We start from the raw sequence: 24,823 nt of genomic DNA, 5'->3' as shown, positions 1-24,823 counted from the left end.
CCCCATCGATCGAGGGCAAGTCGATGCAAGAAATATCCACCAAGCCTTATCTACTGCGCGCGCTCTACGAGTGGTGCACGGATAACGGCTTTACGCCGCATATCGCGGTGCGGGTCGACAACGGTACGCGTGTGCCGCGCCAGTTCGTGCGCAATGACGAGATCGTGCTGAACATCAGCTTCGAGGCTACGAGCCAGTTGCAGATGGGTAACGAGTGGATCGAGTTCAGCGCGCGCTTTTCCGGCAAGTCGCACAAGATCGAGGTGCAGGTCACGAACGTGCTGGCTATCTACGCACGAGAGAATGGCCAGGGCATGGCCTTTCCCGTCGATCCCGCTGCGATCGGTGCGGCGCCGGATGTGTCGGGCGAGGGCGGTGGGCCGCGCTCGTCTGAGCTGGGCCCGGAAGAAAGTGGGTCTGAGCGGATTGAGCACCGTGAGACGACAGCGTCCGCGCGAGACGCACAAGATAACGATGAGTTGCCTCCTGACGACGATGGATCCAAATCATCGGGTCGAGGCCACCTCAAAGTCGTCAAATGAAGTAAAATCGCTGACTTCGCCGGCTTAGCTCATCAGGTAGAGCAGTTGATTTGTAATCAGAAGGTGGCGGGTTCGAGTCCTGCAGCCGGCACCAGTTTAGCTTTTCATGATTCACCAAGATGTTGTTCAACCCCGCGCCCGGCAACGGTTCGCGGGGTTTTTCGTTTTCGGGGAGCATTAATCGCTCGCCGCTGAATAACGTGATTGGCGTTGTTCCTGATGGGGCCTTTGCGTTGCGGGTCAATGCAAAGCAGGACTTGGTCCGAGGAGCCGGCGAGTTTCGAGATAGCGTCGGGATGCAAATTTTTGACAGATTGTCGCGGGAGGCGCCAGCAAACCACGCGTTCTTCCGGACACTGGTGCTCTTGCGGGTCCGGTGCACGTGAACGTGAATAATCGAGCGGTGGCCCCCGATCCGACCCGGACGTTCCTTTAGGTCCTTTAGGAAGTCTGCTTTGATAGCCCGTCGCGTGCGCCTGGTTCATCCGCATTTCGCTGTGACGACGCAGACTCTTCACGCGCCTTTAATAATCTTTTCACAAACCCCTTGCGCAAGGTCTGAGGCAGCACTAGAATTCGCCCTCTTCGCTTCTGTATGAGGCGAAGAGAAGCGGGAAGTGTAGTAAGGGCGTTAGCTGATCAATTTCGGTACACGGAGAGCCAAGCAGGACGGCACTTCGACGAAATTGAAAAGTCCAGGTGGTCGAGATGATGTTTGTCACGAAGCGGTAAAAAACCTGTTGACGAAAAGCGAAACGCAGGACATAATCTCGTTTCTGTGCTGCTGATGCAGCAACGCGAAAGCGGCAGGGTTCTGAAGGTTGGGATCTTGTGGTTGGCGCGAATGTTCTTTAAAAACTAACAGCCGATAAGTGTGGGCGCTTGGTGCTTGGCTTTAAGCGTGGTGGTGTTTTCCGGGGTTTCTCGGGAGATGCTGCCGTGAAGCGAAAGTATCAAGTCTCACACTAGTATTAAGGTAGGTTTTGAGCGTCTTTCGGGCAACTGGAAGATGGGAGGAACTTGTCAGTACGTTGAGTGAGCGACCTATTCGCAAGAATAGAAAACAGTAACAGGCATTGAACTGAAGAGTTTGATCCTGGCTCAGATTGAACGCTGGCGGCATGCCTTACACATGCAAGTCGAACGGCAGCACGGGGGCAACCCTGGTGGCGAGTGGCGAACGGGTGAGTAATACATCGGAACGTGTCCTGTAGTGGGGGATAGCCCGGCGAAAGCCGGATTAATACCGCATACGATCTACGGAAGAAAGCGGGGGATCCTTCGGGACCTCGCGCTATAGGGGCGGCCGATGGCAGATTAGCTAGTTGGTGGGGTAAAGGCCTACCAAGGCGACGATCTGTAGCTGGTCTGAGAGGACGACCAGCCACACTGGGACTGAGACACGGCCCAGACTCCTACGGGAGGCAGCAGTGGGGAATTTTGGACAATGGGGGAAACCCTGATCCAGCAATGCCGCGTGTGTGAAGAAGGCCTTCGGGTTGTAAAGCACTTTTGTCCGGAAAGAAAACTTCTGCCCTAATACGGCGGGAGGATGACGGTACCGGAAGAATAAGCACCGGCTAACTACGTGCCAGCAGCCGCGGTAATACGTAGGGTGCGAGCGTTAATCGGAATTACTGGGCGTAAAGCGTGCGCAGGCGGTTCGTTAAGACAGATGTGAAATCCCCGGGCTTAACCTGGGAACTGCATTTGTGACTGGCGAGCTAGAGTATGGCAGAGGGGGGTAGAATTCCACGTGTAGCAGTGAAATGCGTAGAGATGTGGAGGAATACCGATGGCGAAGGCAGCCCCCTGGGCCAATACTGACGCTCATGCACGAAAGCGTGGGGAGCAAACAGGATTAGATACCCTGGTAGTCCACGCCCTAAACGATGTCAACTAGTTGTTGGGTCTTCATTGACTTAGTAACGTAGCTAACGCGTGAAGTTGACCGCCTGGGGAGTACGGTCGCAAGATTAAAACTCAAAGGAATTGACGGGGACCCGCACAAGCGGTGGATGATGTGGATTAATTCGATGCAACGCGAAAAACCTTACCTACCCTTGACATGGTCGGAACCCTGCTGAAAGGTGGGGGTGCTCGAAAGAGAACCGATACACAGGTGCTGCATGGCTGTCGTCAGCTCGTGTCGTGAGATGTTGGGTTAAGTCCCGCAACGAGCGCAACCCTTGTCCTTAGTTGCTACGCAAGAGCACTCTAAGGAGACTGCCGGTGACAAACCGGAGGAAGGTGGGGATGACGTCAAGTCCTCATGGCCCTTATGGGTAGGGCTTCACACGTCATACAATGGTCGGAACAGAGGGCTGCCAACCCGTGAGGGGGAGCTAATCCCAGAAAACCGATCGTAGTCCGGATCGTAGTCTGCAACTCGACTACGTGAAGCTGGAATCGCTAGTAATCGCGGATCAGCATGCCGCGGTGAATACGTTCCCGGGTCTTGTACACACCGCCCGTCACACCATGGGAGTGGGTTTTACCAGAAGTGGCTAGTCTAACCGCAAGGAGGACGGTCACCACGGTAGGATTCATGACTGGGGTGAAGTCGTAACAAGGTAGCCGTATCGGAAGGTGCGGCTGGATCACCTCCTTTCTCGAGCTCAAACGTTTTGAAGTGAAGTGCTAAAGCGCTCACGCTTATCGGCTGTAAGAAGACAGGCTAAGGGTCTGTAGCTCAGTTGGTTAGAGCACCGTCTTGATAAGGCGGGGGTCGTTGGTTCGAATCCAACCAGACCCACCATGATTCGCTTGAAGGTGGCTCACGAGAAGTGAATCACATTCAATAGAATTTACGGACCCTCAAGCATCAAGGTACGGGGGGATTAGCTCAGCTGGGAGAGCACCTGCTTTGCAAGCAGGGGGTCGTCGGTTCGATCCCGTCATCCTCCACCAATCATCAATGCCAAGCACTCTTAAATGAAGAGTGATTTGCATTGGCGATTGAGCCAGTCAGTAAAATCATTTAAGGCATAGCGCTTTAGGTGATGCTGTCGTTCTTTAACAATCTGGAAGAAGTAGTAAAGAGATTCACGAAAGCATACTTAGAGATGGGTGTGCGAGTAGGTGAATCAGGGTTGTGATTGTATCAATGTATGAAAAGGTGATCGAAAGATTGCTTTGGAATACGGCGCAACACGAATACTCAACCTATAGCGGGGTGAAAGAGGTTTCATCCGCATTGAACTTCGGTTCGGTGTAGAGAAAAACGCTCGGAGACACACTCGTTATAGGGTCAAGCGAACAAGTGCATGTGGTGGATGCCTTGGCGATCACAGGCGATGAAGGACGCGGTAGCCTGCGAAAAGCGACGGGGAGCTGGCAAACGAGCTTTGATCCGTCGATGTCCGAATGGGGAAACCCACTCCGAATGGAGTATCCATAGCTGAATCCATAGGCTATGAGAAGCGAACGCGGTGAACTGAAACATCTAAGTAACCGCAGGAAAAGAAATCAACCGAGATTCCCAAAGTAGTGGCGAGCGAAATGGGATCAGCCTGTACTCTTTAGCACGACCGTTAGCCGAACACTCTGGAAAGTGTGGCCATAGCAGGTGATAGCCCTGTAGGCGAAAGCGGATGTGTGGAACTAGGTGTACGACAAGTAGGGCGGGACACGTGAAATCCTGTCTGAAGATGGGGGGACCATCCTCCAAGGCTAAATACTCGTGATCGACCGATAGTGAACCAGTACCGTGAGGGAAAGGCGAAAAGAACCCCGGGAGGGGAGTGAAATAGATCCTGAAACCGCATGCATACAAACAGTCGGAGCCTTGAAAGGGGTGACGGCGTACCTTTTGTATAATGGGTCAGCGACTTACGTTCAGTAGCAAGGTTAACTGATTAAGGCAGCCGTAGCGAAAGCGAGTCCGAATAGGGCGTTCAGTTGCTGGGCGTAGACCCGAAACCAAGTGATCTATCCATGGCCAGGTTGAAGGTGCGGTAACACGTACTGGAGGACCGAACCCACTAATGTTGAAAAATTAGGGGATGAGCTGTGGATAGGGGTGAAAGGCTAAACAAACTTGGAAATAGCTGGTTCTCTCCGAAAACTATTTAGGTAGTGCCTCGTGTATCACCTTCGGGGGTAGAGCACTGTCATGGTTGTGGGGTCCATTGCGGATTACTACGCCATAGCAAACTCCGAATACCGAAGAGTGCAATCACGGGAGACAGACATCGGGTGCTAACGTCCGGTGTCAAGAGGGAAACAACCCAGACCGCCAGCTAAGGTCCCCAAATATTGCTAAGTGGGAAACGAAGTGGGAAGGCTAAAACAGTCAGGAGGTTGGCTTAGAAGCAGCCACCCTTTAAAGAAAGCGTAATAGCTCACTGATCGAGTCGTCCTGCGCGGAAGATGTAACGGGGCTAAGCAATATACCGAAGCTGCGGATGCGAGATTTATCTCGCATGGTAGGAGAGCGTTCCGTAAGCCTGTGAAGGTGCATTGAAAAGTGTGCTGGAGGTATCGGAAGTGCGAATGCTGACATGAGTAGCGATAAAGGGGGTGAAAAGCCCCCTCGCCGTAAGCCCAAGGTTTCCTACGCAACGTTCATCGGCGTAGGGTGAGTCGGCCCCTAAGGCGAGGCAGAAATGCGTAGCTGATGGGAAGCAGGTTAATATTCCTGCACCATTGTTAAATGCGATGGGGGGACGGATCGCGGAAGGTTGTCCGGGTGTTGGAAGTCCCGGTCCTTGTATTGGAGAAGGCGCTTAGGCAAATCCGGGCGCGGAATTCAAGGGTACGAGGCCATTCGCTTAGGCGAAGAAGCAATCGGAAGTGGTTCCAAGAAAAGCCTCTAAGCTTCAGTTTAACAAGACCGTACCGCAAACCGACACAGGTGGGCGAGATGAGTATTCTAAGGCGCTTGAGAGAACTCGGGAGAAGGAACTCGGCAAATTGGTACCGTAACTTCGGGATAAGGTACGCCCCTGTAGCTTGATGCGCCTGCGCGCAAAGGGTGAAGGGGTTGCAATAAACTGGTGGCTGCGACTGTTTAATAAAAACACAGCACTCTGCAAACACGAAAGTGGACGTATAGGGTGTGACGCCTGCCCGGTGCCGGAAGATTAAATGATGGGGTGCAAGCTCTTGATTGAAGTCCCGGTAAACGGCGGCCGTAACTATAACGGTCCTAAGGTAGCGAAATTCCTTGTCGGGTAAGTTCCGACCTGCACGAATGGCGTAACGATGGCCACACTGTCTCCTCCCGAGACTCAGCGAAGTTGAAGTGTTTGTGATGATGCAATCTCCCCGCGGCTAGACGGAAAGACCCCATGAACCTTTACTGTAGCTTTGCATTGGACTTTGAACCGATCTGTGTAGGATAGGTGGGAGGCTATGAAACCGGAACGCTAGTTTCGGTGGAGCCGTCCTTGAAATACCACCCTGGTTTGTTTGAGGTTCTAACCTTGGTCCGTGATCCGGATCGGGGACAGTGCATGGTAGGCAGTTTGACTGGGGCGGTCTCCTCCCAAAGTGTAACGGAGGAGTACGAAGGTACGCTAGGTACGGTCGGAAATCGTGCTGATAGTGCAATGGCATAAGCGTGCTTAACTGCGAGACCGACAAGTCGAGCAGGTGCGAAAGCAGGTCATAGTGATCCGGTGGTTCTGTATGGAAGGGCCATCGCTCAACGGATAAAAGGTACTCTGGGGATAACAGGCTGATACCGCCCAAGAGTTCATATCGACGGCGGTGTTTGGCACCTCGATGTCGGCTCATCTCATCCTGGGGCTGTAGCCGGTCCCAAGGGTATGGCTGTTCGCCATTTAAAGAGGTACGTGAGCTGGGTTTAAAACGTCGTGAGACAGTTTGGTCCCTATCTGCCGTGGGCGTTGGATATTTGAAGGGGGCTGCTCCTAGTACGAGAGGACCGGAGTGGACGAACCTCTGGTGTACCGGTTGTCACGCCAGTGGCATCGCCGGGTAGCTATGTTCGGAAGAGATAACCGCTGAAAGCATCTAAGCGGGAAACTCGCCTTGAGATGAGATATCCCTGGAGCTTCGAGCTCCTTGAAGGGTCGTTCTAGACCAGGACGTTGATAGGTCAGGTGTGGAAGTGCAGTAATGCATTAAGCTAACTGATACTAATTGCCCGTAAGGCTTGATCCTATAACCAGTGTGTGTCGGCAGCCGTTAGTGCTTCAGCACTTATGGATGCCCCATCCTGCGCAACGCGCAGGGTCTTAAGTACACGCCTAGGTTGAGATCAGTGTTGTGCCAACAAACACAACCCCAAGCTTCACCAGTAATAACGAGGCGTGCGGCGCGTAAAACCCCCCATGCACTCGACTACTTCTTCCCCAGATTGGTTGTGATGGCCTTAACCCCCACCACAACACCCCCTTATGCCTGATGACCATAGCGAGTTGGTACCACCCCTTCCCATCCCGAACAGGACCGTGAAACGACTCCACGCCAATGATAGTGCGGATACCCGTGTGAAAGTAGGTAATCGTCAGGCTCCTCATTCGCTGCAACACACCGCAGCTCGCAGAAACCCCACCCCCCAAAGGTGGGGTTTTTGCGTTTCGGGCCCCCCGTTCTCATACTCCGCAAGCCATGCGACAACACACCGGCTTATGCATTCGTCAACACGCTAAAATAGTGCTTTAGCCGGATGTCTTCGCGGCTCTTGCAAAACAGGTCCCCATGCTACGTCTAAGCGAAATCAAGCTGCCGCTTGAGCATTCGGAAAGCGAACTCGAGTCGGCAATTCGCTCACGTCTCGCGCTTATTCATGTCCCCAGCGATAGCCTGATCCGCTATACGGTATTTCGCCGTGCGCATGATGCGCGCAAGCGCTCCGACATCAAACTCACGTACATCGTTGATGTGGAAGTGAAGGACGAAGCCTCCGCGCTTCGTTATCTGGACGATCAGCCGCATTGCACAGTGACGCCGGACATGGCGTACAAGTTTGTCGCGAAGGCGCCGGTGTCGATGACATCGCCGAGGCCGGTTGTGATTGGCATGGGCCCGTGCGGATTGTTCGCTGGGTTGATTCTCGCGCAGATGGGTTTTCGCCCCATCATCCTGGAACGGGGCAAGGCTGTTCGTGAACGGACCAAGGACACGTGGGGCTTGTGGCGGAAAAACGTGCTGAATCCCGAGTCGAACGTGCAGTTTGGCGAAGGCGGCGCCGGGACGTTTTCGGACGGCAAGCTATACAGCCAGATCAAGGACCCCAAGCACTATGGTCGCAAGGTGCTCGAAGAGTTCGTGCTTGCCGGCGCGCCGGAAGACATTCTCTATCTGAGCCGGCCGCATATCGGTACGTTTCGGCTAGTCGGGATGGTCGAGAAAATGCGTGCGACGATTCATCAACTCGGCGGCGAAGTGCGCTTCGAATCGCGTGTCGAAGATATTGAGATTGACGGCGGCAAGGTGCGAAGTCTCACGCTTTCCAATGGCGAAACGCTGCGCTGTGATCACGTGGTGTTGTCGGTGGGACATAGCGCGCGAGACACGTTTGAGATGCTGCATGATCGCGGCGTCTACATGGAAGCAAAACCGTTTTCACTCGGATTCCGAATCGAACATCCGCAAGGACTGATCGATCGCAGCCGGTTCGGCAAATTCGCGGGACATAAACTGCTGGGTGCAGCCGATTACAAAGTTGTCCATCACTGCAGCAATGGTCGGGCGGTCTATAGTTTTTGCATGTGTCCTGGCGGAACCGTGGTAGCGGCAGCATCGGAACCGGGACGCCTCGTCACGAATGGGATGAGCCAATATTCGCGTAACGAGCGTAATGCGAATGCGGGTATTGTCGTTGGAATCACGCCAGACGATTTCCCTGGCGGTCCGCTAGCAGGCATCGCGTTTCAAAGACAGTGGGAAGAACGGGCGTTCGAACTCGGTGGCGGTGATTACTGCGCGCCTGCTCAGTTAGTGGGCGATTTTATTGCGAGACGGCCATCGACGTCGCTTGGATCCGTCGAACCGTCGTATAAACCCGGCGTGCGGATGACTGACCTGACCAGCGCCTTGCCTGAGTATGTGGTCGAGGCGATTCGTGAAGCATTGCCGCAGATCGACAAGAAGATTCCCGGTTTCGCCATGCACGACGCGGTGCTGACGGGCGTCGAGACGCGTACATCATCGCCGATACGGGTTCGCCGAAAAGACGACTATCAAAGTGTGAACGTCGATGGGCTTTATCCCGCTGGCGAAGGCGCGGGATATGCCGGGGGCATTTATTCGGCGGCGATCGACGGGATAGAAGTGGCCGAGGCGCTGGCGTTGAAGATGATGGCGGGTTAGGGGGCGTTTCACATCGGTGCGCGGTTAGTTTGCTGCCAGTACCGAGACATATTTCTTCGCCTACGATCTATGGATTGGGCATGGCTGAGACGCTGTGGCTCGACAAATGGAGGATTCGCTTTCTTGGCCAGTCGATTTCGCCAGCGGCCCTTTGAGGTGCTTCAAGCCTTGATGCCGCCGGTTTACTGGTTCTAATCGCCGTCGCCCGTCGCGCATGAATTGTATTAGCCTGTACTCGACCGCTCAGACAATGTCAGCTGAGATGTCGTCTACTCCCGAAGGGTAATGATTCTCCGGGGCGAGTCGAACCTCAAGCCTGCGCGTCCGGTCCACCGCTTCGCGGCTTCGGGCTTGACCTTTTCCTCGCTCCGGAAAGGCAGCTATCAAGTCGGGAATGACGAAATGGACTGACGACTGTCTGTCGTGTCAAGTGGTGCTGTCTACACGTGAATGCCCGTGGAGATGTCTCATCGGTGACCGCGCACGAGAGCTACGATGCTGCATTTGACCGCCGCAATCGATGCCAAGTCGGTCTCGACCGGCCGCTCCCATTGAGTTATCGAAGGCCTCGGAGCAACGGATCCGCCGACACCAATCATCACTTCCCGCTGTGCATGAAGACGGATGCCCGTACGCATCCCGAGCGATTCTCCTAGCCGCAATCAACGACATCGATACAGCGAAAGCACCGAAACAAATGATCAGTGCGCTCCGCCAGTATGAATCAGCAACCCCTCAAGTAATCACGCCCACCTGCCACGGCACGAACTCGTTTTGCCCGTAACCGTGCGCTTCGCTCTTCGACGCGACCCCTGACGCGCAGTCCAGCATCATCCGGAAAATGGCTTCTCCAAGCTGATCGATGGATGCCGTTCCGTCGACAACCCCGCCGCAGTTGATATCGATGTCTTCTTCCTGTCGCTCCCACAGCGCCGTATTCGTGGCGAGCTTAAGCGAAGGGGAGGGAGCACAGCCGTAAGCCGAGCCGCGCCCGGTCGTGAAGCAGATCAAATTCGCACCCGACGCAACCTGGCCCGTGGCCGAGACCGGGTCGTACCCAGGTGAATCCATGAATACAAAACCCTTCGCATCGATAGGTTGAGCGTATTCGTACACTTCCACGAGCTTCGTCGTGCCACCTTTCGCCACCGCGCCTAGCGACTTCTCGAGAATCGTCGTCAAGCCACCGACCTTGTTTCCGGCCGATGGATTGTTGTCCATCGCCGCACCGTTTCGTGTGCAATAGTCCTCCCACCACTTGATGCGCGTCAGCAGTTTTTCACCGACTTCCCGGCTCACCGCGCGTCGCGTAAGCAAGTGTTCCGCACCGTAGACCTCGGGCGTCTCGGAGAGAATCGCTGTGCCGCCATGCTGAACCAGGCGATCGACGGCCGCGCCCAACGCCGGATTCGCCGAGATCCCCGAATAGCCGTCCGAGCCCCCGCATTGCAATCCGACCACCAAATGCGACGCCGGCACGGGTTCGCGGCTGACGCGGTTGGCATCGGCGAGAAGCTCTTTCACCATCGCGATGCCGCGTTCGATCGTCTTGCGCGTGCCGCCGCTGTCCTGGATCGTAAAGCTGCGCAGTTTCGCGCCGTTATCTTTCAGCCCAGCCGAACCGAGGATGCCGGAAATCTGATTTGTCTCGCAGCCCAGGCCGATGAACAGCACCGAATGAAAGTTGGGATGGACGGCGTAACCCGCGAGGGTGCGACGAAGGATCGCGATGCCATCGCCGAGAGAATCGATGCCGCAACCCAGTCCATGCGTCAACGCGATCACGCCATCCACGTTCGGATAATCGGCGAGCGCTTCAGGACGAACATCGCGGCGAAAGTGATCGGCGATGGCGCGTGCCACCGTCGCCGAGCAATTCACACTCGTCAGGATACCGATGTAATTGCGCGTAGCCACTCGACCGTCGTCGCGACGAATACCCATGAATGTGGCGGGTTTTTCGACGAAATGGGTTTCGCGGATATCGACGCCGAACTCATGCTCGCGCTCGAAATCCGCCATGCCGAGGTTGTGGACATGAACGTGCTGGCCTCGCGCGATGACATCTAGCGCCACCCCGATAATCTGGTTGTAGCGCCGCACGGGCTCACCTTTGGCAATGTCACGCGTGGCGATCTTGTGGCCCGGCGGAATTAGCCCGCTCACCACAAGCGGTTCGATTTCAGACGTAATGCGTGCGCCCGACATGAGCTGACGCGTCGCGATCACGACATCGTCGTTTGGATGAAGGCGGATAACGGTGTGATCGATGGACATAGTAAGTATTCCTCAGGACAGCGCCGCGACAAGCCGACGCTGTTCAATATTCAAGCCGAGTTGATGCGCAAGCTCGACAGCCCGTTTGAAGCGGCGTTGTTTTTTCTCTGCGTGATTGCGCGCGATGTCGGAGAGTCGGTGATCCAGAAACGGATTCTCGAAGCGGTCACGGACATCGACGAGATAGGTGCGTGCGGCGTCGTGCTCGCCGAGGGCATGGAAGACGGGAAGCACTTCGTCGCGCCATGTCGATTCCAATGCCGTGCGCCACGCTTCGTTGCGCATGGCGTCCCGGACGTTAATGTCGGCGGCGGCTTGATCGGCGAGCCAGAGTTCCGCGAGCATCGTATGTCCCAGGTTGAGCAGGAGAAGCTTGAGGCGCTCGTAGTGAGCGAGGTCGTCGGTGAGTACGATATCTTCGTGCTCGCACGGCAGAACCATGCCGGGCTGACGCTCGATTGCCCATAACGCGTAGGGCTCGGCAATAGCGCCAACGGGATGAATCGGTTCCGACACAATGCGATCGACCAGCGAGTTCACCCAAATGCAATCGTGCTGCAAATAGCGGATGAACGCGTCGTCGGCTCGCCACTGCTTTGAAATGCCGATAACGAGATCGCGCAAAGTGTCGCCGTTGCGCGATATCAGTTCGCAAGGGAGCAGGGTCACCGGTTCAGCGCCCGCGACAAAGCGGTCGTGGAGCAGCACTGCGAGCTTGGCTGGAAAACCTCGCGGGACGGAGTCCTCCTCAAGCCGTCGCGCTATGTCGTCCTCAAAGGCGGCGTAGCCAGTATCGCCGGTATTCGACACGATCACCTTGACGTCGTGCCGCACGCGCTCACGTAGCGTTGGCCAGTCATCGGTGGCGTTGAGGGCTTCGGTGATCGCGTCGCATTGAACGGTCACATCGATGGTCACCGCGCCTTGCTGGCCGCGAATCCGCACGGCATATGCGCTAGAGGCGCGCAACGCGTCGATCCGCGCGCGGCTTTCACCGTTCGCTGTGGTTTGCACGACGGTAATTCGTCCAAGCGCCTTCGATGGCTCGCGCCGCGCGGCCTCGGCAACGAACAAATCAACGTGCGCCTGGAGAAAGCGGCTCGTGCCGAACTGGAGAATCGGATTGCTCATTGTCTATACGGTTGTGTCAGCACTCGACCAGTGCCTTGATCACGCCCGCAGAAGGGTCGAGCAGTTTGGCAAATTCGCTCGGCAAATCGCTTAACTTGAGCGTGTGCGTGTTGAGCGCTGCCGTGGGAATGAGGCCGGCGCGCATCGCGGAAAGCACGGTTTCGAAGTCGTCCGGCGTGGCGTTTCGGCTCGCGAGCAAGGTGGTCTCACGTTTGTGAAACTCGGGATCAGCGAACGAGATCCGGTCGCTAACAATCGATATCAGCACATATTTTCCACCATGTGCTACGAACTCCAGCCCGCGTTCCATTGCTTTAACGTTGCCGGTAGCGTCGAATACGATGTCGAAAAATTCGTTGCCGGTGAGTGCGGCAAGCCGTTTTGCATCCGCTGCGGCGCCGGTCGTATCCAGGCGCACGACATGGTCGGCGTTCAGCAGCGTTTCGCAGAATCGCAACCGATCCTCGCGGCCATCCAGCACCGTCACTTCCGCGCCGCGCAGCTTGGCGAAGATCAGCGCCGCCATTCCGATCGGCCCGGCGCCCACCACCAGCGCGCGCTGTTTCGGCTGCACGTCGGCGCGCGCAACGGCGTGCGCCCCGATAGCGAGGAATTCGATCATCGCGGCCTGATCGAGCGTCACGCCGTCGGCTTTGAACACAAACGCCTGCGGCACGGCGAGTTGTTCGACCAGACCGCCGTCGGTATGGACGCCCAGGACACGAATATTCATGCAGCAATTCGGTTTTTTAGCGCGACACGCGATACATTTTCCGCAGGCCAGGTAGGGCATCACGTACACCTGATCGCCCTTTGCCACGCGCGCGCCGGCCGGTGCCGACTCCACGATCCCCGACAATTCATGCCCCATCACCCGCGGATACGATAGATACGGCTGATTCCCGGTGTAGATATGCAGGTCCGTGCCGCACACGCCGACACGCTTGATGCGGATCAGAACGTCGTCGATACCGGGTTCGGGCGACGGGCGATCAATCAGAACGAGCGAGCCGGGTTGTTCGCAGATGACAGTTTTCATGGGGATAGGATGGTTTTTTTGGCCTTACCAGAGTGCATGTTAATTTCCTAAAACGTAACTGGTCAAGCCAATTTGCCTCGGATAGGGGTTTGGCCTGACCACCGGCGGCATCGTTGTTTAGAATTCAGCCTTTCCGCCGATGTGGCCTGCCTGTCCAGATAAGGAGCCTTTGTGGCTGTCAAACCCATTGAGACGCGTCGTCTCTACCTTCAGATCGCCGATAAACTGCGTGCTCTGATCGAAGAGCAAGGGTTCGCGCCGAACGGCCGTCTGCCGTCGGAGCGTGAGTTGGCACTGATGCTGGGAGTGTCGCGGCCGTCGGTGCGGGAGGCGCTGGTGGCGCTGGAACTGGAAGGGCGCGTTGAAATCCGGATGGGGTCGGGCGTTTATATCTGTGCGCCATCCGCGCCCGGGTCGCGTCCGAATTTGCCGCCGGGAACGGAGTTCGGCGACAGTCTGCTCGAAATCATGACCGCGCGAATGGTGATCGAGGGCGCTATCGCAGGGAATGTTGCGGCGTTCGGCAAACCGAAAGCGCTCAAGGCGCTGCGCGAAATCTACGAAAACATGGCGCGGGAAGTGGCGAACGGCCAAATTCCGCTGGCGGCGGACCGCGCGTTTCATTTGGCCGTGGCGCAGATGTCAGGAAACGATGTGCTGGTGCGCACGGTAGCGGGACTTTTCGACGAACGGCATAGCCCGCTGTCATCCAAGCTGCGTGTGCATTTTGAGGGGGAGGAAACCTGGGCGGCCGCGTTAAGCGAGCACAAGGACATACTGGACGCGCTCGAAGCGCGCGATGCCATTCAGGCCCAAGCTTCGATGCAACGCCATTTGAAGGCGTCGTACGAGCGGCTGATGACTCGCCGCAAGCATTGAAAAGGCCGCATCAAGCCAGTCCGCAACCAACCCGGACTGGTCTTTCGAACAACGTACAAGCAGCGTTCAACCAGGATATGCCTCGTCCACTTTCAGCCCGGCGAGCTTGAAGATTACGCGCAGCGTCTGCGGCGCAATCTCGCGCCGCGAGGCGAGGGTCGTCAGCACGAAATCCATCACTTTCGCGTACTTGAGCATGGTCAGGCACGTTTCCATGTCGGTGGTGCCGTCGCGCATGACTTCCGCGAGCCGCAACATTTCACCGGAAATTTCTCGGGCCATTTCGAGTTCAAGTTGCTGTTTTTCGCTCCACTCGGGCATTGACGTGAGCTTTGCAAGCATTTCCTGAAACTGCTGTTCGGCTTTACTGTCTCGGATTGGGTCCATCGCCGTCCTCATTTTGTTCGCGTGTTCCCCGTGGGAACGCGCCGTGTGCGTTAGGTGTTACGTAACATGCTGTGCGTCAACGTTCGCCGGTGCGTTTCACCGGCCATGCCTCAAGCGTTGCCTAGGTCACTGATTCGTCGCGCTTGGCCTTGTTACCAGGGCTTCCTGCTATAAAAGTCGCGGGCTTGTACCGCGTAATATCCATCCATCCCGTTGGTTGTTCCCGTTCTAAATGCACGAAATGTTCCATCTGAAACCCGGGTTCCTCAGTGCCGAGTTGCGGCGACTCGAAACCTCTGCCAGTTCCCGATGCTGCGTCGTACGGGAGCGTCTATGCGCTTTTGGGTAAACTTACCGATCTACATCGATACAACCAGCGGTTAGCGCACACTTCGCGCCCAAATTTCCGCATGACCCCGCCTACAGAATCACTACGGTATCCAGACGATGGCCAAGAAGTCCCGGGCGCCGAACGCGCCCATTGCATCAACGGATTCGTCCGATAAAAAGCCGGAAACTTCGGCCAAGCACGACATTCGTCCCGGTCAGTCCCTCGAACTTTTGAAGGAACTGCACATCTTGACGCGCGACGGCAAGATGAATCAAGACAGCCGCCGAAAGTTGAAGCAGGTCTATCACCTGTTTCAGTTCATCGAACCTTTGCTTGCGGAAATTCATGCAAAAGAGGGTTCGGTTACGCTTGTCGATCATGGAGCGGGCAAGTCTTACCTTGGCTTCATTCTCTACGATCTCTACTTCAAGGCTCTGCGCGATCGGTCACATATCTTTGGTATTGAGACACGCTCGGAGCTGGTTGAAAAGTCGGAGGAATTGGCCGCCCGATTGGGATTCGAGGGTATGTCGTTCTTGAATCTATCGGTGGCCGAATCGATTACGTCAGACCGTTTGCCCGCGACCGTGGATGTCGTCACGGCACTGCATGCATGCAATACCGCAACCGATGACGCGATTCATTTCGCTTTGCAGAAGAAAGCGAAAAGCATTGTGGTGGTGCCGTGTTGTCAGGCCGAGGTGGCCTCGGTTCTACGCAAGAACAAAGGGCATTCGCTCTCGAAGAATGTGCTGACGGAGATGTGGCGGCATCCGCTGCATACGCGCGAATTCGGCAGCCAGATCACGAATGTGCTGCGCTGCCTGCAACTGGAGTCGCATGGGTATCAGGTCAGCGTGACGGAACTCGTCGGCTGGGAGCACTCGATGAAAAACGAGTTGATCATCGCGCAGTTCAAGGATCTGCCGCGCGGAAAACCGGCGCAGCGTCTGTCCGATGTGCTCGAAACGCTCGGTCTCGAAGAGATGCGCGAGCGGTTCTTTACGACTTGATCCCGGCGTCACGTTTCATGTGTTCGAGCCAGCCGGCGTGGCCGAGACGGCGCAGCGTGGCCATGTTGCGCTCGTAGATATCGGCGGCGTCGGGGAATGCTTCCGCTGCGCGTTCAATGCTTGCCTCACGCAGCAAATGGAAGATCGGGTAGGGCGCGCGGTTCGTGAAATTTTCGATGTCGTCGGGTTCCGCGTCATCGAATTGATAGTTCGGATGAAAGCTCGCGATCTGTAGCTGACCTTCCAGCTTGAGTTGCCTGAGGAGGGTATCGGCGAAATGAAGGGCGTCGTTGTAGTCGGCGAAATTGGCGAGTGCGTGCGGGACGATCAACAACGTTGTGTCGATTTTTTCCGGATCGGTGTCCGCCAGATGCTTCAGCTCGGTTTCAATATCGGCGAGCACATCTTCGAACGTGCGCGCCTCGCTGACGGCGTAGCGGACCTGGTCCTTCACATACACGGCTTTGGCAAACGGGCACAGGTTCAGGCCAATGACTGCGCGCGTGAGCCAGTGCCGCGTTGAATCGATAATCTCTTCGTTCACAGTTCAATCCTGTCTTCACCGCACGCCGCTTGCACGAGCAGCGCGGCCGTGGCGGGCGCTGAGCGCATGGGGCCGCAACCGGGGCCGAAAGTCTGACTCGCCGCGTATACGCCTTCTACCAGCAACGCGAGGGAATCGGCGAGAAGTTGAGGATCGGCCGCCCCCGCCGCCGTTGATAGTTCCAGCAGCCGGGCAATCAGATACTGCTTGTTGTTCGCCACCGACACCCGCGCCGGATGCTCGCGATCCGAGAATTCGCAGGCTACGTTCACGAACGGACAGCCGCGATAATCCGGATTCGATGCCCGTTCGACAAGGTCAGCAATGCTCTGTACAAGCGCTTTGGCCGGCTGATCCGGATGTTTCGCGATACTGCGTTCGACCCGCTCCCGGAAGCGCGCGTCCATGCGCGTGAGGTACGCCACCACCAGATCGTCCTTCGACGAAAACTGGCGGTACACGCTCATCTTGTTCACGCCCGCGCGTTCGACCACCGCGTCCACGCTGATCGCCCGAATGCCGTCGCGATAAAAAAGCTGTTCCGCGGCGTCGAGCAGTTGCTCCTGCGCGGTGGCGCCGTCCATGTGCCGGCGGACGGTTTTTTTATCGGCGACAGTGTTTTCATTCGATACCCGCACCACGGTCATGTCCTTTACTTCGGAAGGGATTCTTGACATGTTACCGAGCAGTCACTAAGCTCGCAACCTAAATGTGACTGAGTGGTAACGTTCGTCGAGATGTTGGTCAAAAGATAACCAGAAGAAACCGGAGCGAAGGATGAATTGGGCAGCCAGACGGCTTTCGGGCCGCATGCATTACGCGTGGATATCGGTAGGCGTCGTGTTTCTTGTGTTGCTGGCGGCCGCCGGCACGCGCGCGACACCCAGCGTCATGATGTTGCCGCTCGAACATCAGTTCGGCTGGAGCCGCGCGACCATCTCCCTCGCGATTTCCATCAATCTGGCGCTGTACGGCCTGACCGGACCGTTCGCTGCCGCCGCGATGCAGCGTTTCGGCGTGCGCCCGACATTGCTTGTCGCGCTCGGTGCATTGGCGACGGGCGTGGGGTTGTCGACGCTCATGACCGCTCCGTGGCAAATGATCCTGGTGTGGGGCGTGCTGGTAGGCGGAGCCACCGGCGTGGCCGCCATCACGTTGGCGGCCACGGTGGTCAATCGCTGGTTCACATCGCATCGCGGACTGGCAATGGGCATTCTCACCGCCAGCTCGGCCACCGGTCAGCTTGTGTTCCTGCCAATGCTCGCGGCGATCACCGAGCGCTTCGGCTGGCGTCCCATGGTGCTGGTCGTCGCGGCCGCAGCGGCGTTGGTGTTGCCCCTGGTGGCGTGGCTGTTGCCTGAGCGTCCCGCCGACCTCGTGCTGCGCCCATTCGGCGAGGCTCCTGATGCGCCGCCGCCCATTCCCGTCGCGCAAAAGAATCCGATCACGCTCGCCTTCGGCACGCTGGGCATGGCGAGCAAGACGCGCGATTTCTGGCTGCTTGCGGGCAGTTTTTTTATCTGCGGCGCGAGCACGAACGGGTATATCGGCACGCATCTGATCGCGATGTGCGCCGATCACGGCATGACCGAAGTGCAGGGTGCGGGTCTGCTCGCCGCCATGGGCATTTTCGATCTCTTCGGCACTACGCTGTCGGGCTGGCTGTCCGACCGCTTCAACGCCCGTGTGCTGCTGTTCTGGTATTACGGTTTGCGCGGGTTGTCGCTGATGTTCCTGCCGCACGCGTTTGGTATCGACTTCTATGGACTGCCGGTCTTCGCGGTGTTCTACGGGCTGGATTGGGTGGCAACCGTACCGCCGACTGTCCGGCTCGCTACCGACGTCTACGGCAAGGAGTCGGCGCCTATCGTATTTGGCTGGGTCGTGGCGGCGCATCAGCTCGGCGCGGCGTTTGCGGCGCTCGGCGGCGGCATCCTGCGCGCGAGTCTAGGCACCTATACCGTCGCGACGATGATTTCCGGCAGCCTGTGTATTGTCGCCGCGGTCATGGTCTTGCGGATCAACAAGGCACCGCGGGCCATGCCGGCGGTGGCGACCTGACAGCGGCTGCTGGCTGCTGTGCCGGCTGATTATTGAACTCAACGCTGCAGCGCGGGTTTGCCAGCTTGGTTATTCTTATGGTCTCGCAGCGTGCGTATTAACGCGCGCTGTCCGGATCAACCAACCAGGGACTGCCGCATGACCGAAAAAATCGCACCTACTGAAGTCGCAATCGATGCACTGCTGGCCGGCCGCTGGAGCCCGCGGGCTATATCGAACAAGGCGGTGAGCCGCGAGGATTTGCACAGCGTGCTGGAGGCCGCGCGCTGGGCGCCGTCTTCGTACAACATGCAGCCGTGGCGTTTCCTGACCTTCGATCGTAACCACGACGAAGCCGCTTTCCAGAAGGCCTTCGCCACGCTGGTGCCGTTCAACCAAGGCTGGAACGCGAATGTGCCCGTGCTGATTTGCGTGCTGGCGAAGACCTTGACGCCTAAGGGCGATGTGAACCGAACAGCTCCGTACGATGCAGGCGCGGCGGGTATGTCGCTGGCGTTGCAGGCGCACGCGCTCGGTCTGGTCGCGCACCAAATGGCGGGTTTCGATATCAACGCGTTCCGCGAAGCGTTTTCTCCGCCAGACGATGTAGAAGTGATCGCGATGATCGCATTGGGACATCACGGTGATCCCGCGTTGCTCGACGAAGTCCTCCTCGAACGTGAAAACGCGCCGCGCACGCGGGCAGCGATTGGCGAAATCGCGTTCGATGGCGCTTGGGGCAAGGCGTTCAAATAAGCGGTTTCAGCAGGTTGTACATGTTGGCTCAAGCGCGATCGTCCGGCAAACGCCGGGCGATCGCGGCACCGTTGCGCAAAGAGGTCGTTGACCTGAATCCCCGAAGCGCCGCAGTTTGAGGATTTTTGCGCTCAATTTGCTGAGACGTGGCTCCTGCTGAACGCGGAGGTTTGAAGCCGTGAGGGCTACACGAACGCACTCTCAATCCCCCTCCACCGATGACAACGGTCGCGCCACGTCCTCAAGCGACTTGCGTTCTGCCGACACCCCCCAGATTCCGGCGACAACCGCCGCCAGCAGCATCAGCGCAGAACCGATCAGATAGCCCGTAAACACCGCGCCGCGCTGATGCGTGTCAATCAGCCGACCGAACAGCGCGGGCCCCACAATGCCGCCTAGCGCCGTCCCAAAGGCATAGAAAATCGCGATGGCCAGCGCTCGAATCTCGAGCGGGAAGGTTTCGCTGACGGTGAGATACGCCGAACTCGCCGCCGACGATGCAAAGAAGAAGATCACCATCCAGGAGATAGTCTGCGTGGTGCTCGTCAGCCAACCCTGCTCGAACATATATCCGCTGATGGTCAGCAAAACACCCGACATCCCGTAGGTGAAGGCGATCATCTTGCGCCGGCCGAGGACATCGAAGAGTTTGCCGAGCATGATCGGCCCGAGGAAATTGCCGGCGGCGAACGGCAACACATACCAGCCGATCCGATCCCCCGGCACACCGTAGAAATCGGTCAGCACCAGCGCGTAGGTGAAAAAGATCGCGTTATAGAAAAACGCCTGGGCGGTCATCAGCGTCAATCCGACCAGTGAACGCCGCCGATGTGAATGAAAGAGCGAGTGGAATACTTCGCTGAGTTTCGTGTGATCGCGGGCGTGCAGGCGCAGCGGTTTGACGGGGTCCGTTGGCAACGTCACGCCATGTTCGTGAAACTTCGCCTCGATGCCCTCCACAATTTCCTTCGCCTCGTCCACGCGGTCATGGGTGATCAGCCAGCGCGGACTTTCGGGCACCCACATGCGCATGAAAAGGATCAGCAATCCCAGGATTGCGCCGATCAGAAAACACGCGCGCCAGCCGTAATCGGGCGGCAGCAAGCCTGGATCGAGCAGCACGATCGAACCTGCAGCGCCGAGCCCCGCGCCCACCCAGAACGTGCCGTTGATCGCGAGGTCCGTCCAGCCACGCACGCGAGCCGGCGTGAACTCCTGGATCGTGGAATTGATCGCTGTATATTCGCCCCCGATCCCCGCGCCGGTCAGGAAGCGAAACAGCACAAAACTCGCGAGATTCCACGAAACGGCTGTGGCTGCCGTAGCCGCCACGTACAAAAACAGGGTGATGAAAAAGAGCTTGCGACGTCCCAGCCGGTCTGTGAGCCAGCCGAAACCCAGCGCGCCGATCACTGCGCCCGCAATGTAGGCGCTACCGGCGAACCCGACATCGGCGTTCGAAAACTTGAGCACGTGACTGGATTTCAACGCGCTGGCCACCGCGCCGGCAAGCGTCACTTCAAGTCCGTCGAGCAGCCACGTAATCCCGAGCGCCAGCACAATCAGCGTATGAAAGCGGCCCCACGGCAGCCGGTCGAGCCTTCCGGGCAAATCGGTTTCAATGATCCTCGCTGGCGCTTCCTTTTCGCCTTCAACTGAGCGGATGGTCGTGGTGTCGTTCATACGTTTGGCCGGTAACGTGGGAATGACCGGCTGCACGCGCCTCCGGCAGAGAGCATTAATTACCGGGTTTTCGAGCAAAATCCGTTCCCCCGGCCATGTTTTTGATTGGCTGTTGATGTACTGCGCGTTACGTGCTAAAAACGCGCTCCACTTTTTGTTTGCGACGCTCGGCGGCGTTCACGCTGTCGTCGCTCACCTCATGACTTATTGCGCGATCGATTTCGGCACGTCGAATTCAGCGGTCGCATTGCCCGACGGGGCGTCGATCCGGCTCGCGCCGGTCGAAGGCAGCGCCACCACGCTGCCGACCGCTGTCTTTTTCAACACGGACGAGGACGAGCAAGCCTACGGGCGGGCCGCGCTCGAGTCTTACATCGACGGCTTCGACGGCCGCCTGATGCGCTCCATGAAGAGCATTCTCGGCTCGCCCCTGGCTGAGACGAGCACGGACCTGGGCGACGGCTCCGCGATCCGCTACGTCGACGTCATCACGCTGTTCCTGCAGCATCTGAAGCAGAAGGCGCAGGCCGTTTCCAGCACGCCGATCAGGCGCGCGGTGCTGGGCCGCCCGGTATTTTTCGTCGATGACGATCCGCGCGCCGATCAGCTCGCCCAGAACCAGCTTCAGGCTGCGGCGCAAGCCATTGGTCTGACGGATATCCATTTCCAGTACGAACCGATTGCCGCCGCTTTCGACTATGAAGCGCGCCTGACGAAAGAAGGGCTGGTGCTGGTCGCCGATATTGGCGGCGGTACGTCGGACTTCTCGCTGGTGCGGGTTGGGCCGGCGCGCGCCAAGCTGTTGTCGCGAAAAGACGACGTGCTCGCGCATTACGGCGTCCATGTGGCTGGAACGGACTTCGACCGGCGTGTGGAGCTGGCGACAATTCTTCGTGAGCTCGGTTATCAGTCGATCGCACCGGAAGGCCGAGAAGTGCCGAACCGCGTTTATTTCGACCTCGCCACGTGGCATCTGATCAATACCGTCTACGGGCCGAAACGCGTCAACGAACTGCAGTTGATGCGGCACCTCTATAGCGACTCGAAGCACCACGACCGTCTGATGCGCGTGGTCGAGCGCCGTCTTGGACACGCGTTAGCGTCGCACGCGGAGACCGCGAAGATCGAAGTGGCGGCGGGCGGTGAGACCACGATCGGGATGGAGGAGGTGGAAGAGGCGCTGCGTATTGGCTTCAACGAGCAGCAGCTCATTGAAGCGGGGCTGGAAGAGACACGGCGAATCGTGGCGGCAGCGAGGGAAACGGTGCACCGCGCAGGTGTGGCGCCCCAGGACGTAGGCGCGATTTATTTCACCGGCGGATCGACGGGTCTTGGTTTCCTCTCGCAATCGCTCTCCAATGCGTTCCCGGAGGCTGAAGCGGTGTTTGGCGACCGGCTGGCCAGCGTAGCGACCGGGCTCGGTATTTATGCGCGCCGACTATTCGGCTGATCGGTAACGAGTGGTAATTGACTTCTCGCAGATCGGTATTACTTGCTATTACCGTCCGGTCAGTCATTTAAAGTGATTTCTCATTTACGACTGATAAACCCGTGATGCAAAAAGAAAACCCCGCGAATACGGGGTTTTCTCTGCTATTCAAACGGCAATAAGACTTACGCCGGTTTGATGTTTGCAGCTTGCTTACCCTTCGGGCCGGTCTTCACTTCGAAGGTAACCTTCTGGTTTTCCTGAAGCGTCTTGAAGCCTTCCACGCGAATTTCAGAGAAATGTGCGAACAGATCTTCGCCGCCGCCGTCCGGCGTGATGAAGCCAAAGCCCTTTGCGTCATTGAACCACTTGACGGTACCGGTTTCCATGTTACGTGTTCCTAAAGATGTTGAATAAGGCCGAAGCCCGAATGTGCATGAAAATCAAGGAAGGGGCAATAGGACCAACCGGAGTACCGTGATGGGCGAACTACGAAAGACCAATTCACTCGCCACTTGAAATCCTGCAAGAAGGTTTATACGGCGAATCAAACCCAAGGTCAAATAATATCCGACCGCAATATGGGGTTTTTTTTGAGATGTTTTTAGCGACATTCGAACGTCACATTACAAATCTTTCGGTAAATATTTTATGCTCGAGCGGACCCGTCCAAACCTCAGTCGTAACAGATAGAGCGTGATGCGGGTTCACCCGTTAAACTACGCCCCACGTTGGGGCGGGGCCGCATTTAGCTGAAGGTTTCGCATTAACCCGCATAAGCTATTTGAAAGTTTTTTGACTGAGGGAGACGTAGTGAAAAGTTCTATTCAACGGAACATTGGACCGGTTGCGCTGCTGCTGACCGGCCTGGGTTCCATTATCGGCTCGGGCTGGCTATTCGGGGCTTGGAAAGCGGCCAAGATTGCAGGTCCTGCTGCCATCGTTGCGTGGGTTATTGGCGCTGTAGTCATTCTTGCCATTGCACTGACTTATGCCGAGCTGGGCGCAATGTTCCCGGAGTCTGGCGGAATGGTCCGGTATGCACGCTATTCGCATGGCGCGCTTGTTGGATTCGTCAGTGCCTGGGCGAACTGGATTGCGATCGTTTCGGTCATTCCGATTGAAGCGGAAGCATCGATTCAATATATGAGTACCTGGCCGTATCAATGGGCTCATGCACTCTTTGTTGACGGATCATTAACGCCGGTCGGATTAATTTTATCGGCATTATTGGTGATCGTATATTTCCTGCTGAATTACTGGGGCGTTAAATTATTTGCCCGCGCTAATTCGGCAATTACCGTATTCAAGTTCATTATTCCCGGTGCGACTATTCTCGGTCTTATGCTGACCGGTTTTCATAGCGAGAACTTCGGTACGAGTTCGAGTTTCGCGCCTTATGGCTGGTCCGCAGTGCTGACTGCCGTGGCTACCAGCGGTATCGTATTCAGCTTTAACGGGTTTCAGAGTCCCGTGAATCTCGCTGGAGAAGCGCGCAATCCGTCGAAGAGTATTCCGTTCGCGGTGATCGGCTCGATCCTGATGGCACTCGTAATCTATGTGTTGTTGCAAGTGGCATATATCGGCGCGGTCAGTCCTGGCGACGTGTTGAAAGGCTGGAGCAACTTCAACTTCGCGTCGCCATTCGCGGAACTCGCACTGGCGCTTAACCTCAACTGGCTCGCGTTTCTTCTTTACGTCGATGCGTTTGTCAGCCCAAGCGGTACCGGCACGACCTACATGGCGACCACCTCGCGCATGATCTACGCAATGGAGCGCAACAACACGCTGCCGAAGATCCTGGGTCACGTCCATCCGCTCTACGGCGTGCCACGTCCGGCGATGTTCTTCAACCTGGGCGTCGCGTTCGTCTTCATGTTCTTTTTCCGCGGCTGGAGTTCGCTGGCGGCGGTGATTTCGGTCGCAACCGTGATCTCGTATCTGACCGGCCCGGTGAGCTTAATGGCGCTGCGCCGTGCGGCCACGGACCTGCATCGGCCGTTGATGATCAAGGGTATGACCATCATCGCGCCGTTCGCGTTCGTGTGTGCCTCCGAGGTGTTGTATTGGGCAAAGTGGCCGCTGACCGGCGAGATCATCTTGCTGATGGTGGTCGCGTTGCCAGTGTATTTCTACTACCAGTCCAAGACCGGTTTTCACGAGTGGAGCGATGACCTGAAGGCGGCATGGTGGCTGATCGTATATTTGCCGGCGATGGCGCTTGTTTCGCTCATCGGCAGCAAGGAATTTGGCGGACGCGGATTATTGCCGTATGGCTGGGATATGGCGTTGGTGGCCGTCATGGCGCTGGCGTTTTATTACTGGGGCGTACAAACCGGATATCGCTCCCAATATCTCGAAGAACGCGAAAGCCACGACGATATCCTCGCCGAAGTCGGTGCGTGATGGTTACGTGATAGCCGGCTCGTAAAAATCCCGCTGTTGCAATTAAAAAACCCGCTTGAGCAATCAAGCGGGTTTTTTATTTC

Annotated in this window: 16 protein-coding genes, 3 tRNA genes and 3 rRNA genes; 14 read left to right on the top strand and 8 right to left on the bottom strand. The window is 57.1% G+C overall.

From position 1 onward, the window contains the following. Positions 1–23: 23 nt before the first annotated feature. The 8 genes from SBC1_RS15705 (at position 24) to SBC1_RS15670 (ending at position 8,825) form a co-directional block, all read left to right on the top strand. On the top strand, positions 24–542 hold the full coding sequence (locus tag SBC1_RS15705; RefSeq protein WP_165092656.1) for a ClpXP protease specificity-enhancing factor: 519 nt from the start codon (positions 24–26) through the stop codon (positions 540–542). 18 nt (positions 543–560) lie between these two features. Further along, positions 561–636, top strand: a tRNA-Thr gene (locus SBC1_RS15700). Between the two features lie 984 nt (positions 637–1,620). Beyond that, a 16S ribosomal RNA gene (locus tag SBC1_RS15695) occupies positions 1,621–3,153 on the top strand. A 70-nt stretch (positions 3,154–3,223) separates the two neighbouring features. Continuing rightward, positions 3,224–3,300: transfer RNA gene (locus SBC1_RS15690), tRNA-Ile, on the top strand. 76 nt (positions 3,301–3,376) lie between these two features. Continuing rightward, positions 3,377–3,452, top strand: a tRNA-Ala gene (locus tag SBC1_RS15685). Between the two features lie 338 nt (positions 3,453–3,790). Further along, positions 3,791–6,671, top strand: a 23S ribosomal RNA gene (locus tag SBC1_RS15680). Positions 6,672–6,910: 239 nt separating this feature from the next. Further along, positions 6,911–7,023, top strand: a 5S ribosomal RNA gene (gene rrf, locus SBC1_RS15675). The 16S, 23S and 5S rRNA genes sit together here with 2 tRNA genes alongside, the layout of an rRNA operon. Positions 7,024–7,211: 188 nt before the next feature. Continuing rightward, positions 7,212–8,825 carry an NAD(P)/FAD-dependent oxidoreductase gene (locus tag SBC1_RS15670; protein ID WP_165988470.1) on the top strand — a complete coding sequence of 538 codons (1,614 nt, stop codon included), beginning with the start codon at positions 7,212–7,214 and terminating at the stop codon, positions 8,823–8,825. Between the two features lie 735 nt (positions 8,826–9,560). Here the strand turns inward: SBC1_RS15670 and SBC1_RS15665 are convergent. Genes SBC1_RS15665 through SBC1_RS15655 form a run of 3 tightly spaced genes read right to left on the bottom strand, consistent with a single transcriptional unit; the run spans position 9,561 to position 13,272 of the window. Further along, positions 9,561–11,102 (bottom strand): UxaA family hydrolase, encoded by a 1,542-nt coding sequence (locus tag SBC1_RS15665; protein WP_207958412.1) that lies wholly within the window; start codon positions 11,100–11,102, stop codon positions 9,561–9,563. A 12-nt stretch (positions 11,103–11,114) separates the two neighbouring features. Then, positions 11,115–12,233, bottom strand: coding sequence for a mannitol dehydrogenase family protein (locus tag SBC1_RS15660; protein WP_165988467.1), 1,119 nt, complete (start codon positions 12,231–12,233; stop codon positions 11,115–11,117). A 16-nt stretch (positions 12,234–12,249) separates the two neighbouring features. Further along, positions 12,250–13,272, bottom strand: coding sequence for a zinc-binding alcohol dehydrogenase family protein (locus SBC1_RS15655; protein WP_165092653.1), 1,023 nt, complete (start codon positions 13,270–13,272; stop codon positions 12,250–12,252). Positions 13,273–13,443: 171 nt separating this feature from the next. Between SBC1_RS15655 and SBC1_RS15650 the strand changes: the two genes are divergently transcribed. Beyond that, positions 13,444–14,151 carry a FadR/GntR family transcriptional regulator gene (locus SBC1_RS15650; RefSeq protein WP_165092652.1) on the top strand — a complete coding sequence of 236 codons (708 nt, stop codon included), beginning with the start codon at positions 13,444–13,446 and terminating at the stop codon, positions 14,149–14,151. 66 nt (positions 14,152–14,217) lie between these two features. On the opposite strand, the gene SBC1_RS15645 is transcribed toward SBC1_RS15650, so the two are convergent. Then, positions 14,218–14,538: a hypothetical protein gene (locus SBC1_RS15645; protein WP_031362147.1), complete on the bottom strand. Its 321-nt coding sequence runs from the start codon at positions 14,536–14,538 to the stop codon at positions 14,218–14,220. Between the two features lie 447 nt (positions 14,539–14,985). On the opposite strand from SBC1_RS15645, the gene SBC1_RS15640 reads away from it, so the two are divergent. Next, positions 14,986–15,882, top strand: coding sequence for an SAM-dependent methyltransferase (locus tag SBC1_RS15640; protein WP_243830242.1), 897 nt, complete (start codon positions 14,986–14,988; stop codon positions 15,880–15,882). Here the strand turns inward: SBC1_RS15640 and SBC1_RS15635 are convergent. Together SBC1_RS15635 and SBC1_RS15630 are read right to left on the bottom strand one after the other, a co-directional pair. Beyond that, positions 15,872–16,426 carry a DUF1415 domain-containing protein gene (locus SBC1_RS15635; RefSeq protein WP_165092651.1) on the bottom strand — a complete coding sequence of 185 codons (555 nt, stop codon included), beginning with the start codon at positions 16,424–16,426 and terminating at the stop codon, positions 15,872–15,874. The genes SBC1_RS15640 and SBC1_RS15635 overlap by 11 nt on opposite strands. Beyond that, entirely contained in the window at positions 16,423–17,010 is a 588-nt protein-coding gene (locus tag SBC1_RS15630; RefSeq protein WP_243830292.1) for a TetR/AcrR family transcriptional regulator, read from the bottom strand. The genes SBC1_RS15635 and SBC1_RS15630 overlap by 4 nt, the downstream gene beginning before the upstream one ends. 193 nt (positions 17,011–17,203) lie before the next feature. On the opposite strand from SBC1_RS15630, the gene SBC1_RS15625 reads away from it, so the two are divergent. Together SBC1_RS15625 and SBC1_RS15620 are read left to right on the top strand one after the other, a co-directional pair. Then, positions 17,204–18,487 carry an MFS transporter gene (locus tag SBC1_RS15625; RefSeq protein ID WP_165988466.1) on the top strand — a complete coding sequence of 428 codons (1,284 nt, stop codon included), beginning with the start codon at positions 17,204–17,206 and terminating at the stop codon, positions 18,485–18,487. Between the two features lie 138 nt (positions 18,488–18,625). Next, positions 18,626–19,222 (top strand): nitroreductase family protein, encoded by a 597-nt coding sequence (locus tag SBC1_RS15620; protein WP_165092649.1) that lies wholly within the window; start codon positions 18,626–18,628, stop codon positions 19,220–19,222. 201 nt (positions 19,223–19,423) lie between these two features. On the opposite strand, the gene SBC1_RS15615 is transcribed toward SBC1_RS15620, so the two are convergent. Then, positions 19,424–20,905 (bottom strand): MFS transporter, encoded by a 1,482-nt coding sequence (locus SBC1_RS15615; protein WP_165092648.1) that lies wholly within the window; start codon positions 20,903–20,905, stop codon positions 19,424–19,426. 199 nt (positions 20,906–21,104) lie between these two features. Here SBC1_RS15615 and SBC1_RS15610 point away from each other — a divergent pair, with 199 nt between their 5' ends. Next, entirely contained in the window at positions 21,105–22,355 is a 1,251-nt protein-coding gene (locus SBC1_RS15610; protein ID WP_165988464.1) for an Hsp70 family protein, read from the top strand. Between the two features lie 164 nt (positions 22,356–22,519). On the opposite strand, the gene SBC1_RS15605 is transcribed toward SBC1_RS15610, so the two are convergent. Next, complete coding sequence (locus tag SBC1_RS15605; protein ID WP_035936159.1) at positions 22,520–22,723, bottom strand: cold-shock protein; 204 nt, start codon at positions 22,721–22,723, stop codon at positions 22,520–22,522. Positions 22,724–23,147: 424 nt separating this feature from the next. On the opposite strand from SBC1_RS15605, the gene SBC1_RS15600 reads away from it, so the two are divergent. Continuing rightward, positions 23,148–24,740, top strand: a complete 1,593-nt coding sequence (locus SBC1_RS15600) for an APC family permease (protein WP_165092646.1) — start codon at positions 23,148–23,150, stop codon at positions 24,738–24,740. Positions 24,741–24,823 lie beyond the last annotated feature (83 nt).

The sequence above is a fragment of the Caballeronia sp. SBC1 genome, from assembly GCF_011493005.1.
In the GTDB taxonomy this organism is placed as follows: domain Bacteria; phylum Pseudomonadota; class Gammaproteobacteria; order Burkholderiales; family Burkholderiaceae; genus Caballeronia.
This window is presented reverse-complemented; position numbering and strand designations above follow the sequence as displayed.

What these genes read in the sequence shown, in the direction of transcription:
- SBC1_RS15705 (WP_165092656.1), top strand. Translation starts at nt 24, where the DNA reads ATGCAAGAAATATCCACCAAGCCTTATCTACTGCGCGCGCTCTACGAG.
- SBC1_RS15670 (WP_165988470.1), top strand. Translation starts at nt 7,212, where the DNA reads ATGCTACGTCTAAGCGAAATCAAGCTGCCGCTTGAGCATTCGGAAAGC.
- SBC1_RS15665 (WP_207958412.1), bottom strand. Translation starts at nt 11,102, where the DNA reads ATGTCCATCGATCACACCGTTATCCGCCTTCATCCAAACGACGATGTC.
- SBC1_RS15660 (WP_165988467.1), bottom strand. Translation starts at nt 12,233, where the DNA reads ATGAGCAATCCGATTCTCCAGTTCGGCACGAGCCGCTTTCTCCAGGCG.
- SBC1_RS15655 (WP_165092653.1), bottom strand. Translation starts at nt 13,272, where the DNA reads ATGAAAACTGTCATCTGCGAACAACCCGGCTCGCTCGTTCTGATTGAT.
- SBC1_RS15645 (WP_031362147.1), bottom strand. Translation starts at nt 14,538, where the DNA reads ATGGACCCAATCCGAGACAGTAAAGCCGAACAGCAGTTTCAGGAAATG.
- SBC1_RS15640 (WP_243830242.1), top strand. Translation starts at nt 14,986, where the DNA reads ATGGCCAAGAAGTCCCGGGCGCCGAACGCGCCCATTGCATCAACGGAT.
- SBC1_RS15630 (WP_243830292.1), bottom strand. Translation starts at nt 17,010, where the DNA reads ATGGACGGCGCCACCGCGCAGGAGCAACTGCTCGACGCCGCGGAACAG.
- SBC1_RS15625 (WP_165988466.1), top strand. Translation starts at nt 17,204, where the DNA reads ATGAATTGGGCAGCCAGACGGCTTTCGGGCCGCATGCATTACGCGTGG.
- SBC1_RS15620 (WP_165092649.1), top strand. Translation starts at nt 18,626, where the DNA reads ATGACCGAAAAAATCGCACCTACTGAAGTCGCAATCGATGCACTGCTG.
- SBC1_RS15615 (WP_165092648.1), bottom strand. Translation starts at nt 20,905, where the DNA reads ATGAACGACACCACGACCATCCGCTCAGTTGAAGGCGAAAAGGAAGCG.
- SBC1_RS15610 (WP_165988464.1), top strand. Translation starts at nt 21,105, where the DNA reads ATGACTTATTGCGCGATCGATTTCGGCACGTCGAATTCAGCGGTCGCA.
- SBC1_RS15605 (WP_035936159.1), bottom strand. Translation starts at nt 22,723, where the DNA reads ATGGAAACCGGTACCGTCAAGTGGTTCAATGACGCAAAGGGCTTTGGC.